A 14,065-nucleotide genomic window follows, 5' to 3' on the forward strand; every position below is an offset into this window, starting at 1 on the left:
CCTACAGGAGGTGCGGCGGACCCCACCCCTACAACCTGAGGGGGATCCGGCTTCGGGACCTGCGGCCGATCCGCCGGACGGGGCCCGCTCCTAGCGTTGAGACATGACCACACTTGTCTGCACCAGCGCTTCGAACGCCGCTGCTCCACCGACGCAGACCGTCCCGTACCCGTCGTTCTCGTCGTACATGAGGGCCCGCCACCCGGTGCTCCTGCGTACCGCCCGGTCGCTGACCGGGAACCCGAGCGACGCGGAGGACCTGCTGCAGACCGCGCTCACCAAGACGTACGTCGCCTGGGAGCGCATAGAGGACCACCGCGCGCTCGACGGCTATGTGCGCAGGGCGCTGGTCAACACGCGCACGTCGCAGTGGCGCAAGCGCAAGGTCGACGAATTCGCCTGCGACGAGCTGCCCGAGCCCGACCCGTTGCCCGGCGGCGACGACCCCGCCGAGCAGCAGGCGCTGCGCGACGCGATGTGGCGGGCGATCATGCGGCTGCCCGCGCGGCAGCGGGCGATGGTCGTACTGCGGTACTACGAGGATCTCAGCGAGGTCCAGACGGCCGAGGTGCTCGGCGTTTCGGTGGGTACCGTGAAGTCCGCCGTGTCGCGGGCGCTTGGCAAACTCCGCGACGATGCTGAACTGGGACTTGTTCGAAAATGAGCGGTATGTGAGCGAGAAAGTCCTCCGGTGGGGCGTGATCGATCATCCGCTCCCCTAGTGACATACCGCGTGGTATGTGCGCAGAATCAGCGCAACCTTTACCGACGCGTAGGCGATGTCGCCCAGGAGGACGCCGTGCTGAGCACCATGCAGGACGTACCGCTGCTGATCTCGAGGATCCTGACCCATGGGTCGACGATCCACGGCACATCGCAGGTCACCACCTGGACCGGCGAGGGCGAACCGCAGCGCCGTTCCTACGCGGAGATCGGCGCCCGCGCGGCCCAGCTGGCCCACGCCCTGCGCGAGGACCTCGGTGTCACCGGCGACGAGCGGGTCGCCACCCTCATGTGGAACAACGCCGAGCACGTCGAGGCGTACTTCGCGATCCCGTCCATGGGAGCCGTCCTCCACACCCTGAACCTCCGTCTGCCCCCCGAGCAGCTCGCGTGGATCGTCAACCACGCCGCCGACCGGGTGATCATCGTCAACGGCTCGCTGATCCCGCTCCTCGCCCCGCTGCTGCCGCACCTGAAGACCGTCGAGCACGTGGTCGTCTCCGGCGCCGGTGACCGTTCCGCACTGGCGGACGCCACCGTCCGGGTGCACGAGTACGAGGACCTGCTCGCCGGACAGCCCGTCGCCTACGACTGGCCCGAGCTGGACGAACGCGCCGCCGCCGCCATGTGCTACACCTCCGGCACCACCGGCGACCCCAAGGGCGTGGTCTACAGCCACCGCTCCATCTACCTGCACTCCATGCAGGTCAACATGGCCCAGTCGATGGGCCTGACCGACCAGGACACCTCGCTGGTCGTCGTCCCGCAGTTCCACGTGAACGCCTGGGGCCTGCCCCACGCCACCTTCATGACCGGCGTCAACATGCTGATGCCGGACCGCTTCCTGCAGCCCGCCCCGCTCGCCGAGATGATCGAGGGCCAGAAGCCGACCCACGCCGCCGCCGTGCCCACCATCTGGCAGGGCCTGCTCGCCGAGCTGACCGCCAGGCCCCGCGACGTCTCCTCCCTCACCCAGGTCACCATCGGCGGCTCCGCCTGTCCGCCCTCGCTGATGGAGGCGTTCGACAAGCTCGGCATGCGGGTCTGCCACGCCTGGGGCATGACGGAGACCTCCCCGCTCGGCACCATCGCCCGCCCGCCGGCCGCCGCCGTCGGCACCGAGGCGGAGTTCGCCTACCGGCTGACCCAGGGCCGCTTCCCGGCCGCCGTCGAGGCCCGCCTCACCGGCCCCGGCGGCGAACGCCTCCCCTGGGACGGCGAGTCGGCGGGCGAGCTGGAGGTCCGCGGCGCATGGATCGCGGGCGCCTACTACAACGGCCCCGACGCCGAACCCCTCCGCCCCGCCGACAAGTTCAGCGAGGACGGCTGGCTGAAGACCGGCGACGTCGGCACCATCAGCCCCGACGGCTTCCTGACCCTGACCGACCGCGCCAAGGACGTCATCAAGTCCGGCGGCGAGTGGATCTCCTCGGTCGAGCTGGAGAACGCGCTGATGGCCCACCCGGACGTCGCAGAGGCGGCCGTCGTCGCCGTCCCGGACGACAAGTGGGGCGAGCGCCCGCTGGCCACGGTCGTCCTCAAGGAGGGCTCCACCGCCGACTTCACCACGCTGCGGGCCTTCCTCCAGGAGGAGGGCAGGATCGCCAAGTGGCAGCTCCCGGAGCGCTGGACGGTGATCGAGGCGGTGCCGAAGACCAGCGTCGGCAAGTTCGACAAGAAGGTGCTGCGCAGGCAGTACGCCGAGGGCTCGCTGGACGTCACACAGATCTGACGCCCGTACGACGACGCGCCGGGCGGTGAGCGGGGAAACACCCCCTCACCGCCCGGCGCGCTGCGTTCGCGGGGCGGACGCCGGTCAGTTGGTCCCGATCCGCGACAGCAGGTCGACGATTCTCTCCTGCACCTCGGCGCTGGTGGACCGCTCCGCGAGGAACAGCACCGTCTCGCCCGAGGCCAGCCGCGGCAGGTCGGCCTGGTCGACGGCGGCCGTGTAGACGACCAGCGGCGTGCGGTCGAGCTGCCCGTTCGCCCGCAGCCAGTCCACGATCCCGGACTGGCGGCGCTGCACCTGCATCAGGTCCATCACCACGAGGTTCGGCCGGAACTGCCCCGCCAGCGTCACCGCGTCGGCGTCGCTCGCGGCCCGCGCGACCTGCATCCCGCGCCGCTCCAGCGTCCCGGTCAGCGCCAGCGCGATCTCCGCGTGCTCCTCGATCAGCAGCACGCGCGGAGGGTGCTGTTCGCTGTCGCGCGGCGCGAGCGCCTTCAGCAGTACGGCCGGATCGGCGCCGTACGCGGCGTCGCGCGAGGCCTGTCCGAGCCCGGCCGTGACCAGCACCGGCACCTCGGCGGCCACCGCGGCCTGGCGCAGCGACTGCAGCGCCGTGCGCGTGATCGGACCGGTCAGCGGGTCCACGAACAGCGCGGCGGGGAACGCCGCGATCTGCGCGTCGACCTCCTCGCGCGAGTGCACGATCACCGGCCGGTAGCCCCGGTCGCTCAGCGCCTGCTGGGTCGAGACGTCCGGCGCGGGCCACACCAGCAGCCGGCGCGGGTTGTCCAGCGGCTCCGGCGGCAGCTCGTCGTCCATCGGCTGCGGACGCGGCGGGTCCGCCACCTCCACGGCCCCGCCCGGGCCGTCCAGCGGCTCGGGTCCCTCGGCGGCGTCCGCGTCGGGCGCCCCTATGGCGTACGAACGTCCGGTGCCCTCGGTCACGGGCGCGAGCCGGGACTGACCCGCGAGCGAGTGCTCCGGCTGGGGCTGCGCCGGAGTCGCTGCCGGGGTCCCGTCCTGCCGGGCCGGTGCCGGTGCGGCGGGCGCGGTTCCGGCCGCCGGGTGCGGGCGCCCGTTGTGCTCGCCGGCCGCGGCCGGGTCGGGACGCGTACCGAGTTTGCGACGCCGTCCGGAGCCGCCGGGCTGCTGCGGAGGAGGCGTGGCCGTCGGCAGCGGCTGCTGCACCTGGGCGGCCTGCCGGTTGAACGGCACACCTTGCCCCAGCGTCCGCACGCTGATCGCCCGTCCCTGCGTGGAGTCCGCGTCCACCGGCGCCGCGGCCTCCGCGGGCAGCGGCTGCGCGGCCCGCTGCGCCGCCGCCGGTGCGCCCTCGGGCGGCAGCGGGGTGCCAGGGGCGGGCGTCGGCTGCGGCGGGGCGGGGGCCACCGGGTTCGGCTGCGGCTGCGGTACGGGCGTACCGGCACCGGAGCCGTCACCGGCTGCGGGCCAGGTCTGCGGGGCCGGGGTGCCCTCGGCCGGGGTGCCCTGGCCGGGCGCGGCCTCGGCGGGAAGCGGCTGGGCGGCGGGACGCGGCGCCTGTGCCTGCGCCGGGGCGTCGGCGGCCTGGACCTGAGGCTGGTTCTGCGGCACCTGCGCCGGGACGGCCCCCGGCACGGATGCCCCGTGGGGCGGGACGGGAACACCCTGCGGTGCCACCGGACCGCCCTGCGGAGGAGCCGCACCCCACTGCTCCGGAGTCCCCGGTGCCGGAACGCCCGGCGCCTGCCCGGCCTCCGCCGGCGGGGCGGCCGCCCGCCGCCGGCGACCCGTCGGGGCGCTGGTGGGATGCGGCTGCGGCGGGGTGTGGTCATCGGTCTGGTCGTGCGGTACGGCGTCGTGGCGGCCGTGGTCGACCAGGACGTCACCGGGCGGGACGGACGCGTCCGTGCCCGGCTGCGCGGCCTGCCCGACGGCTTCGGCCTGCCCGGCCCGCTCGGTCTGGTCCGCTTCGGCCGGCGGCAGCGCGAACACCGTACGGGGCGCGGCCTCCTGGGCCGCCGCCCGCTCGGTGGCGGCGGCCAGCGCACGCCTCCGCCGTCCCGTCGGCTGCTGCCCCGCACCCTCGGTCGGCGCCTGCCCCTGGGCGGGGACGTGCACGGCCACCTCGGCGGCTCCGTCCCCGCCGCCGGACGGCGCGGGCAGCGCGGGCGGCAGCGCGTGCTGATCGCCGGACGCACGCCGGGCGCGCCGGCCGGAGGGCGCGGGCACGCCCTGCGGCGGTACGGTCCCGCCCAGCCCCGTGTTCGACGCTGCGGCCCCCGCCGCGTGCTCCGCGGCGGTGACGACGGCCCCCTCGGACACCCCGGCACCGGCGAGCTCGAGCGCGGTGCCGGCCGACGCGGCCTCGGCGGGCCGGCCGCGCCGGCGTCCGGTGCCGCCCGACACCGCCGCGCCCTCGGCGGACGCCTGGGCCGGAAGCTGTGCCTGCGCGGGCTCGGCGGGGGCCGCGCGGCGCCTGCGCCGGCCGGTCGGGGCGGTCCCGGTGCCGGCGTCCTCGTGCGTGCCGGGCACCTCGCTCTCCAGGAAGGCGTCCACGGAGGAACGCCGCGCCCGGCGCCGTCCGCCGGCGGCGGACGGTTCGGCGGGAGCCGGCTCCTCGGCCGGGGCCGGTGCCTCGGCGGCCGCCACCGCCCCCGCCCCGCCCCCGATCGGCACCTCGAGGACGAACGCGCTGCCGCTCATGCCCGGCACCTCGTGCGTCTGCAGCACACCGCCGTGGGCCCGGACGATCCCGCGCACGATCGGCTCGTGCACCGGGTCGCCGCCGCTGTAGGGCCCGCGCACCTCGATGCGGACGACCTCGCCGCGCTGCGCCGCCGCCACCACGACCGTGTTGTCGAGGTAACCACCCGCCGACAGGGGCGTGTTGCCGGTCGCGTCGACGCCCGCGACGTCCGCGACCAGATGCGCGAGGGCGGTCGCGAGCAGCCGCGGGTCGACCTCGGCCTCGATGGGCGGCGCGTGCACGGCGAACTGCACCCGGCCGGGACCGATCAGCTCCACGGCGCCGTCGACCCCGGCGGCGACGACGGCGTCGAGCATCACCTTCGTACGGGTGACCTGCTCGGCCCCGGCGTCGAGCCGCTGGTAGCCGAGGACGTTGTCGATCAGCGTGGTGATCCGGGCGTAGCCGGCCGACAGGTGATGCAGCACCTGGTTGGCCTCGGGCCACAGCTGTCCGGCGTCGTCGGCGGCCAGCGCGGACAGCTCGCGGCGCAGTTCGTCCAGCGGGCCGCGCAGGGACTGCCCGAGCAAGGTGAGCAGCTGGTCGTGCCGGGCGGCGAGGGCCTCGTAGCGGTCCTTCTCCCGCTCGCCGAGCGCCGCGTACCGCTCCTCGTTGGCGGCGAGTTCCTCCGCGTGGCGCTCCCTGAGCTGCTCCAGCTCGGTGACGTGGCTCTGGCGCAGAGCGGTGAGCTCGGAGCCGTGCTCCTCGGCGAGGCGCTCCAGTGCCTCGGTGTGCTCCCGCTCGGCCTTCTCCTTCTCCGTGGCGAGGGCGTCGTAGGGGCGGCGGTCGAGGAAGGTCATGACGGCGCCGACGAGCTGGTCACCGTCGCGCACCGGCGCGGTCGTCAGGTCGACGGGCAGCTTGTTGCCGTTCTTGGCGTACAGCACCTGCCCGCGCACCCGGTGCTTGCGCCCGGAGCGCAGGGTGTCGGCGAGCGGGGACTCGTCGTAGGGGAAGGGGGAGCCGTCGGCGCGTGAGTGCAGGACGAGGGTGTGCAGCTCGCGTCCGCCGAGCTCACCGGCCCGGTAGCCGAGGATCTGGGCGGCGGCCGGGTTGACGAGGACGATCCGTCCGTCGGTGTCGGTGCCCACGACGCCCTCGGATGCGGCGCGCAGGATCATCTCGGTCTGCCGCTGCGAACGCGCCAGCTCGGCCTCGGTGTCGACGGTGCCGGAGAGATCGCGCACGACCAGCATGAGCAGTTCGTCGGCGGTGTAGCCGTAATTGTCGTAGGCCTGCTGGCCGGTCTCCAGGTTCGCACTGGTGACCTCGACCGGGAACTCGCTGCCGTCGGTCCGCCGCGCGATCATCCGGGTCGGCTTGGTGCGCCCGCGGGGGTCGATGTGGTCGGGACGCCGCATGGATCCCGGGATGAGCTTGCTGTCGAACTGCGGCAGCAGATCCAGCAGCCCTCGCCCCACCAGGGCAGTGCCCGGGGCCTCGAAGGCCTCCAGGGCGATGGTGTTCGCGTTGACGACGGTCCCGTTGGCGTTGACCAGCACCAAGGCGTCGGGAAGCGCGTCCAGTATGGCTGCGAGGCGAGCAGCGCCTCGGGATGGCCTGCTGCTCACGAGACGCTTCCTCCCTGTTACCGCGACGTGCCGACCGCTCGGGCCATCTTGCCAATCTGCCCGCAGCGTGTCACGCGAGGGAGTCTAAGGGCTGGGGTTGCGCCCGCGACGCCGGATGGGACGGACATCGCATCAGGAAGTGACCGCAATGTGACGCCCGGTGCGCCCCGGACCCGCGCTGCCTGCACCGACGCGGCCGGAACCTTCGCGGGACCTTTACGTCCCCTGTGCCCCGACTCGCCGCCGCGCCTCCGGCAACAGGGGGACGAGCCGGTCCCAGCGGGCGATCGCGCATCCGTTCGTACGGTCGTACGTCGCGTCGACGGGGCGGCCGGCCCAGGTGCCGGTGACCCGGGCGGTGGCGGGTCCGCCGTACTGCATGGTGCAGACGGCGTCGCGCGGCACCGGGGCGAAGGGGTCCTCTCCCCACCGGGTGTTCCGCTCGACGGCCGCGCAGGCTCCGGCGGGGTCGGGATGGCTGCCGCCGCCGGGCCGGCAGCGCACCTCGTACGTCCCGTCCGCCCCGCCGCCCGCGCCGCGCACGGTGACGGTGAGACGGTCACCGTGCGCGGGCGGCTCCTGCGCGTGTGCCGTGGACAGCGGAGTGAGGGCGATGAGGGTGGCGGCGGCAGCGACGGTGAACTGAGACATGACCTGATCAACGCGCCACCGCGCGGGATGTTGCGCCACGCCGACGTGCCGACCGGAAGGGCTTTGCCCTGCGGGCTTCCTGCCTAGTACCGTGGGGACCGATTGGTGACACCCCACGCGGTTGTGTCATCATCGGCACGCACTGATTTGCTCGCGCTCACGCGCGGGGGGCCTGTGCATGGAGGCGTCGCCTAGTCCGGTCTATGGCGCCGCACTGCTAATGCGGTTTGGGTCTTAAAGCCCATCGAGGGTTCAAATCCCTCCGCCTCCGCCCTCATGACGAAGCCCCGGTCCCAGTGGCCGGGGCTTCGTCATGTCCCCTCCGAAACCGCGTTTGCGCAGGTCACAAGGGGTGGGCCAAACGGATTTCACATGGCGGCGGCAGTCATGTAATGTTCTTCCTGTCGCCGCGAGCGGGCCGGAAGGGCCGGGAGCGGCGAGAAAACTGAAGAGACAGGCACTCGTAGCTTAACGGATAGAGCATCTGACTACGGATCAGAAGGTTGCAGGTTCGAATCCTGCCGAGTGCACAGCACATCAGAGGCCCTGTGGAGTGATCCACAGGGCCTCTGCTTTGTGCCACCCGGACGCGTGATCTCTGGGAGAAGTGGGGAAGGCTCTCCTCCCCTCCTCGGAGGATGACCCCTACGGCCGAGATATGGGTGGCGATCATTGCCGCCGCAGCTGCCCTGGGCGGTGCCTTCGTCGGCTTCCTCGGGGGAGGAGCTCGTGGACTTCCACAGGGGATGGAACGATCTCGTGATGTCGCTGAGGGAGTCCGGACGGGATAGAAGACTTCTTCGTGGAAGCTGCTGTGGCGGTTCGTCAGCCGCCGGATCCGCGATCCGGGCCAACCTGATCCGGTTCCGGGGTGAGTGGGCCCGGCTGTCCGTCCCCCATTGCTCAAAGATCGCTCAAGTCGCTTGTTCTGGAGTTGGCCTCCGGTGCAAGATCAACTTGTCGCAGCAGAACGCCGCCTCTGACCAGGGCGGCGGCTGCCTGATGTTCAAGTGGTATGAAGCAGGGGGAAATTGCATGACGGCTTTTCTGGATTCCCGTACCGGCGTTCCTGTTCGGCGTCGGGTGGCGGTGATAGCCGGTGTGGCGGCGGCCGCGGTCCTCTCCGCGACCGCCGGCGCGCACGCGGCCGAGCCGGTGGTGGTGAAGCCCGCCACCGTGGTTTCGGTCCAGTCGGCGTCCGCCGGTGACGAGGCCGCGTTCGCCGAGATCGAGAAGGCGCTGCAGCTCATCAGCGAGATTCCCGAAGAGGTACTCGCCCAGGGCGACGAGGCGGCGAAGCAGTGGCTGACGCAGCGGGTGGAGGGCGAACTCGCCAAGGCGTCCAAGGGCGGGCCGCAGCGCTCCTTCAGCGCCACGGGATGTGCCCGTGGAATTCTGCTGGCGATCGGTTCCAACATCTTCGCTGTCGCCAAGATCTACAAGATGAAGAAGGCCATCGACAAGCTCGGTGGGATATCCAAGGTGGTCAAGAAGATCCGCTCGAAGAAAAAGGCGGGGAAGACCTTCAAGAAGGGAATTGCGGAGGTGTTCGAGGAGGCCGGTGGCGGCCTCGGCGGAATGGCCGCGTCGATCCTGGGTGTCGACGGCGTCATCAAGCACTGCTGGTGAGCCGCGTCGAGAACCGGAGGCAAGGATGATGGACACCTTTGCGAGCGTGCTGCGCTCGGTTTGTCTCGTCGCCGGGGCCGCCCTGCTGGTCGCCTTTGTCGTCACGGCGGTGCGCCGCCGCAGCGCGGGTGCGAGTTTCGGTGAGCTCGTCGATCTGATGGAGCGCGACTGGTTCAGCGCCGGGAAGGTCTTCTTCGCGGTCCTGACCGGGCTCGTCGGGACCTGGGCCGCCGCGTACGTCGGCGGTACGCGCGGCGACCTGACGGAATCGGTTGCCGTCCTGTTCCCGCTGGGCATCGTCGCCGCGTTCGCGGTGTGCCGCTTCGCGGACGGGGCCGGTGGGCGGGCGCTGGGCGAGAAGGCGGCCGCCCTGGTGGTGGCGCCCATCGCGCTGGGCGCGATCATGACGGGCTGGTGACGACCCGGACGGCCTGAGATCCGTACGGGCCGTGAGTGGACCGGGCGTCGTGCCCGGCCGGTTGATCCCGGCCGGGCACGACGCCTGTCAGGCCGCGGACGGGGGGATGTTCTGGTTGGCGTGGAAGAGGTTGTGGGGGTCGTAGGTGCGTTTGACCGCGGTCAGACGGTCGTAGTGGTCGCGGTAGGTGGAACGGACGCGTTCGGGGCCCTCGGACTCGCCGAGGAAGTTGACGTACGAACCGCCCATGGAGAACGGGTGCAGGTCGGTCCAGTAGTCGACGCACCACTGCCGGATCGCGTCGGCGTTGGCCGGGTCGGGGTCGATTCCGGCGACGACGCCGGACCAGACGGCGTCCCGGTAGGCCCAGGCCGTTTCGCCGGGGGCGACGCGGTGGGCGGCCGCGTCCACGGGGTACAGGTGCATCGTCGACAGGGCGGTGGGCAGGGCCTGGCCGTACCGCTCGTGCACCGCGAGGGCCTCGTCGGGGATGCTGTCGAAGAAGTCGCCGCGCCAGTACCACTGCAGGCCCTTGGGGACGAGTTCGTCGAACATGGTCTGCAGGCCCGGGTAGGGCATGGGTGTGGTGAAGTGGAAGGCCGGCGGGGCCGGGTCGTTGACCACGGACAGCACGTCCTCCAGGTGCCCGTCCGCCAGGTCGCCGGTGTAGCACCAGACCACGGCGCACATCTTCCGGCCGTGGATCGGCTCCGGGAAGGGCGGCCCGGGCGGGACGGCCATGACCGCGAAGAACCCGTTGAGGTCGTCCGGTGCGGCGGGCAGGAACTCCCGGTACCACCGCAGCACTTCCGGCGTGCGGTCGACCGGCCACACGGTCACCGCGACCCCGACCGTGTCCACCGGGTGCAGCCGGAAGGTGAAGGAGGTGACGACGCCGAAGTTGCCGCCGCCGCCCCGCAGCGCCCACAGCAGGTCCGGGTGCTCCTTCTCGGAGACGCTGATCACGCTGCCGTCCGCCAGGACGACGTCCGCGCCGATCAGACTGTCCACCGTCAGCCCGTACTTGCGCGTCAGATGGCCGTGCCCGCCGCCCAGGGTGAGACCGCCGACGCCCGTGGTCGAGTTGATCCCTGAGGGGATGCCGAGTCCGAAGGCGTGGGCCTCGTGGTCCAGGTCGCCCAGCTGACTGCCGCCGCCCACCTGCACGGTCTCGGTCAACGGGTCGACCCGCACCCAGCGCATGGGGGACAGATCCAGCGTGAGTCCGTCGTCGACCAGGCACAGCCCCGGCCCGCTGTGCCCGCCCCCGCGTACGGCGAGATCGGCGCCCGTCTCCTGGGCGAAGGCGATGGTGGTCCGTACGTCCGCCGCTCCCGTGCACCGGGCGATGGCGGCGGGACGCCGGTCGATCATGGCGTTGTAGATGCTGCGGGCCTCGTCGTAGTCCGCGTCCTGCGGTGCGACGACACGTCCTCGCAGGGCGGTGCGCAGGCTGTCGAGAGCAGTTGTGTCCAGGCCGCTCATGAACGGACACCCCTCGGGAGAAGATTGCGGAACCCCCTCAGTTCAGTGTGACGCCGGTCACGTGGGCACGCGACATGGCGGTGTCAGCCCGGTCGGCGGGGGTTCTCGCGGCGGCTCAGCTGGTCACGGAGGTAGCTGGTCAGGGTGGTGGCCGCCGCGGTGAGGAAGACGAAGGCGTAGAGGATCTGCAGGACGGCCACCAGGCGGGCCGCCTGGCCGTGGGGCGTGATGTCGCCGTACCCGATGGTGGCCAGGGAGACGAGCGTGAAGTAGAGGGCGTCCAGGCGGGTGGCGATGCCGTCCATTTGGCCGGGGTGCTGCGCCAGGCCCTGGTAGGCGGTCGCGAAGACCAGGATGGACAGGCACATCAACGGCGGGATGACCATCCCTGGGCGCCCGCCCGGGACGGACAGCAGTACATGCACGACCTGCCGCAGCAGCAGGAGGGCGATCAGCCCCAGGGCCAGGCCGAAGAGGAGCCAGCTCAGCACCGGGCGCCGCGGGCCCAGCTGGTCCAGGGGCAGGAGGAAGTAGGCGGCGACCATCAACGTCACCCCGGCCACCTGCGCCACCCAGGGCCGGAGGGTACCCCAGCCCGTGGACGCGCGCTCTACGCGCGGGACTCGCGGCGCGGTGCACACAGGGCCCAGATGATGAAGCCGTCGACGACGATCAGGACGATCGACCACACCGGCGCGTAGGGGAGCCACACGAAGTTGGCGATCATGCTGAGTCCGGCCAGCGCGATGCCCACCACGCGGGCCCAGGTGGCACCGGTGAACAGGGCGAGGCCGGCGACGGCCACCAGTGCGCCGAGGATCAGATGCACCCAGCCCCAGCCGGTGAGGCTGAACTCGTACGTGAAGTTGGGGGTGGCGACGAAGACGTCGTCCTTGGCGATGGCGGCGATGCCCTGGAAGATCGCCATGATCCCGCCGAAGGTCATCAGGACCGCCGCCGCGGCCGTCCAGCTCGTGGCCCAGGGGCTCTCCGCCTCCCACCCGGACCGGTGGTGCGTACCGCTGACATTGCTCGCCATGTTGTCGGCCTTTCGGACGTCCCCGAGCAGTGCGATGCCTCATCCAGACTGGCACCCCTGATCGCATCCGGCACCTCGGCCCGGGCCCGCTGTCCGTCGGTGCGGCACTGCTCCTCCAGGTAGTCCGCCTCACCGGCGCCGGACAGCCCAGCAGGACGTCAGTCGGAGGCCGGGCCACGACCACCGGAACCCTGCCTACCCCTGTCAATCATCGATGTCAGTGGTGCCCTCTAGTCTCGGCAGTGATGGCACAGGCATGGAGCTGCTCGGGGTTGCGGTGGTCGGCGGACGGTCCCGTGCTGCTGTGGGACGGCGGCCGGCGTTCTGCGCTGACCTGGGGGAAACGGGTGGCCTTCGGGGTCGCGGAAGGGGGAGCGCGGACCTGCGTCGGGGCACGGGGACATGCCTGCCCGCTCGGTGCGCCGGTGCCGGGGCGGAGCACGGGGGCGCGCTGCGAGGAGTGCGCCCGGCTGGACCGGGCGCACTCGGTGGCCGCCGACACCCTCGCGGACGACCCGCGGCCCTACCGCGTCTACCTGGCGTGGTTCGGGCCCGGGATGGTCAAGGTCGGGATCACCGCGGCCGAGCGGGGACCGGCACGGCTGCTGGAACAGGGCGCGGTCTGTTTCACCTGGCTGGGCACCGGACCGCTGATGGCGGCGCGGCGCACCGAGGAACTGCTGCGCGCCGCGCTCCGGGTGCCCGACCGGATTCCCTACGCGGGCAAGCGGGCGGCGAGGGCGGCCCTCCCGGCAGGGAAAGAGGAACGGGCGGCGGAGATCGCCGGGTTGCACGCGCGGGCGGTCGCCCTGAGCGGGTGGCCGGAGTCGCTCGACCCGGCGCCGTACCGGCCGGCCGACCACATGGAGGTGTTCGGGCTGACGGGGGCATCGGTGGCCGTGGGGGAGGTCACCGAACTGGTCGCCGGGGGCGCCGTCAGCGGTGAACTGGTGGCCGCCGCCGGCCCTGATCTCCATCTGCTGACGGGCAAGGGGGTCGTGGTGCTGGACACCCGGCTGCTGGCGGGGTGGGGCCTCGTCCCGGCCGCGGGGCGGGAGTTCGCCGTGCCGGTCAGGGCGCTGAAGGAGACGGCGGCGGCCCAGGACGGGCTGTTCTGACCCGGACCCTGGACCGCGGGTGGGGTCACGGGTGATCGTGACGGCATGAGCGATCACCGCGACACCGGTGCCGAAGCGGACGACGTGCGGCGTTTCTGGGAAGGCCTCGGGCTGCCCGGGCTCGTCGACGTGCACACGCACTTCATGCCGGAGCGGGTGCTCCACAAGGTGTGGGCCTACTTCGACGCGCTCGGTCCGCTGACCGGCGGGGTCGAGTGGCCGATCACCTACCGGAAGGAGGAGGGCGAGCGGGCGGCGGTGCTGCGGGCGTTCGGTGTGCGGGCCTTCACCGCCATGCTGTACCCGCACAAGCCGGGCATGGCCCGCTGGCTGAACGACTGGGCGGCCGGCTTCGCCGCGCGCACACCCGACTGTCTGCACACCTCGACGCTGTTCCCCGAACCGGGCGTCGCGGACTACGTCCGCGCGGCCGTCGAGGCCGGGACACGCGTCTTCAAGGCGCACGTGCAGGTGGGTGCGTACGACCCGGCGGACGAGGCGCTCGACGCCGCCTGGGGACTGCTCGCGGAGGCGGGGGTTCCCGTGGTGATCCACTGCGGTTCCGGCCCCGCCCCCGGCAAGTACACCGGCCCCGAGCCGGTCGCCCGGGTGCTGGCCCGGCACCCCCGGCTGCGGCTGGTGGTCGCGCACCTCGGGATGCCGGAGTACGAGGACTTCCTGGACCTCGCCGAGCGCTACGGGCAGGTGCGGCTGGACACCACGATGGCGTTCACCGACTTCAGTGAACGGATGGCGCCGTTCCCCAGACGTGCCCTGCCCCGGCTGGCCGCCCTCGGCGACCGGATCCTGCTCGGCTCGGACTTTCCCAACATCCCCTATCCCTATGTCCACCAGTTGCACGCGCTGGAGCGGCTGGGGCTCGGGGAGGAGTGGCTGCGGAGGGTGTGCCACGACAACGCGGCGGTGCTCTTCGGCCTTCCGGGGCGGTGAGGGCGGGGCCGTGCCGCTGG

General features: G+C 72.3%; 11 protein-coding genes and 2 tRNA genes. 8 read left to right on the plus strand and 5 right to left on the minus strand.

Features of this window, described 5'->3' with window-relative positions:
• The first annotated feature begins 103 nt into the window (after window positions 1-103).
• The gene (locus tag ACZ44S_RS21370; RefSeq protein ID WP_466931358.1) at window positions 104-664 is read left to right on the plus strand and encodes a SigE family RNA polymerase sigma factor; all 561 of its coding nucleotides are present in this window, start codon (window positions 104-106) and stop codon (window positions 662-664) included.
• A gap of 147 nt (window positions 665-811) precedes the next feature.
• Window positions 812-2,455: a long-chain fatty acid--CoA ligase gene (locus tag ACZ44S_RS21375; RefSeq protein ID WP_466931489.1), complete on the plus strand. Its 1,644-nt coding sequence runs from the start codon at window positions 812-814 to the stop codon at window positions 2,453-2,455.
• Between the two features lie 84 nt (window positions 2,456-2,539).
• On the opposite strand, the gene ACZ44S_RS21380 is transcribed toward ACZ44S_RS21375, so the two are convergent.
• Entirely contained in the window at window positions 2,540-6,754 is a 4,215-nt protein-coding gene (locus ACZ44S_RS21380; protein WP_466931360.1) for a hybrid sensor histidine kinase/response regulator, read from the minus strand.
• Between the two features lie 216 nt (window positions 6,755-6,970).
• Complete coding sequence (locus ACZ44S_RS21385) at window positions 6,971-7,405, minus strand: SSI family serine proteinase inhibitor (RefSeq protein ID WP_466931362.1); 435 nt, start codon at window positions 7,403-7,405, stop codon at window positions 6,971-6,973.
• A gap of 180 nt (window positions 7,406-7,585) precedes the next feature.
• Between ACZ44S_RS21385 and ACZ44S_RS21390 the strand changes: the two genes are divergently transcribed.
• The 4 genes from ACZ44S_RS21390 (at window position 7,586) to ACZ44S_RS21405 (ending at window position 9,452) form a co-directional block, all read left to right on the plus strand.
• Window positions 7,586-7,676 (plus strand) — tRNA-Ser (locus tag ACZ44S_RS21390).
• Window positions 7,677-7,862: 186 nt separating this feature from the next.
• A tRNA-Arg gene (locus ACZ44S_RS21395) sits at window positions 7,863-7,935 on the plus strand.
• Window positions 7,936-8,362: 427 nt separating this feature from the next.
• Window positions 8,363-9,034 carry a hypothetical protein gene (locus ACZ44S_RS21400; protein ID WP_466931364.1) on the plus strand — a complete coding sequence of 224 codons (672 nt, stop codon included), beginning with the start codon at window positions 8,363-8,365 and terminating at the stop codon, window positions 9,032-9,034.
• Between the two features lie 25 nt (window positions 9,035-9,059).
• Window positions 9,060-9,452, plus strand: coding sequence for a hypothetical protein (locus ACZ44S_RS21405; protein WP_466931366.1), 393 nt, complete (start codon window positions 9,060-9,062; stop codon window positions 9,450-9,452).
• An 87-nt stretch (window positions 9,453-9,539) separates the two neighbouring features.
• Here the strand turns inward: ACZ44S_RS21405 and ACZ44S_RS21410 are convergent, their stop codons facing one another.
• The 3 genes from ACZ44S_RS21410 to ACZ44S_RS21420 form a co-directional block, all read right to left on the minus strand.
• A complete protein-coding gene (locus ACZ44S_RS21410; RefSeq protein ID WP_466931367.1) occupies window positions 9,540-10,937 on the minus strand; it encodes an FAD-binding oxidoreductase in 1,398 nt (465 codons plus the stop codon).
• An 83-nt stretch (window positions 10,938-11,020) separates the two neighbouring features.
• Window positions 11,021-11,509: a potassium channel family protein gene (locus ACZ44S_RS21415; RefSeq protein WP_466931369.1), complete on the minus strand. Its 489-nt coding sequence runs from the start codon at window positions 11,507-11,509 to the stop codon at window positions 11,021-11,023.
• A gap of 38 nt (window positions 11,510-11,547) precedes the next feature.
• Entirely contained in the window at window positions 11,548-11,976 is a 429-nt protein-coding gene (locus tag ACZ44S_RS21420) for a DUF7144 family membrane protein (RefSeq protein WP_466931372.1), read from the minus strand.
• Window positions 11,977-12,221: 245 nt separating this feature from the next.
• Between ACZ44S_RS21420 and ACZ44S_RS21425 the strand changes: the two genes are divergently transcribed.
• Both ACZ44S_RS21425 and ACZ44S_RS21430 read left to right on the plus strand, forming a co-directional pair.
• Window positions 12,222-13,094 (plus strand): DUF2797 domain-containing protein, encoded by an 873-nt coding sequence (locus tag ACZ44S_RS21425; RefSeq protein ID WP_466931374.1) that lies wholly within the window; start codon window positions 12,222-12,224, stop codon window positions 13,092-13,094.
• Window positions 13,095-13,139: 45 nt separating this feature from the next.
• Window positions 13,140-14,045 (plus strand): amidohydrolase family protein, encoded by a 906-nt coding sequence (locus tag ACZ44S_RS21430; RefSeq protein WP_466931376.1) that lies wholly within the window; start codon window positions 13,140-13,142, stop codon window positions 14,043-14,045.
• Window positions 14,046-14,065: the final 20 nt, after the last annotated feature.

The organism is Streptomyces malachitofuscus (assembly GCF_055571035.1).

Excerpts from the sequence above, each read along its gene's own strand:
- ACZ44S_RS21420 (WP_466931372.1), bottom strand. The coding sequence starts at position 11,976 with ATGGCGAGCAATGTCAGCGGTACGCACCACCGGTCCGGGTGGGAGGCG.
- ACZ44S_RS21375 (WP_466931489.1), top strand. The coding sequence starts at position 812 with ATGCAGGACGTACCGCTGCTGATCTCGAGGATCCTGACCCATGGGTCG.
- ACZ44S_RS21425 (WP_466931374.1), top strand. The coding sequence starts at position 12,222 with ATGGCACAGGCATGGAGCTGCTCGGGGTTGCGGTGGTCGGCGGACGGT.
- ACZ44S_RS21430 (WP_466931376.1), top strand. The coding sequence starts at position 13,140 with ATGAGCGATCACCGCGACACCGGTGCCGAAGCGGACGACGTGCGGCGT.
- ACZ44S_RS21410 (WP_466931367.1), bottom strand. The coding sequence starts at position 10,937 with ATGAGCGGCCTGGACACAACTGCTCTCGACAGCCTGCGCACCGCCCTG.
- ACZ44S_RS21370 (WP_466931358.1), top strand. The coding sequence starts at position 104 with ATGACCACACTTGTCTGCACCAGCGCTTCGAACGCCGCTGCTCCACCG.
- ACZ44S_RS21385 (WP_466931362.1), bottom strand. The coding sequence starts at position 7,405 with ATGTCTCAGTTCACCGTCGCTGCCGCCGCCACCCTCATCGCCCTCACT.
- ACZ44S_RS21405 (WP_466931366.1), top strand. The coding sequence starts at position 9,060 with ATGATGGACACCTTTGCGAGCGTGCTGCGCTCGGTTTGTCTCGTCGCC.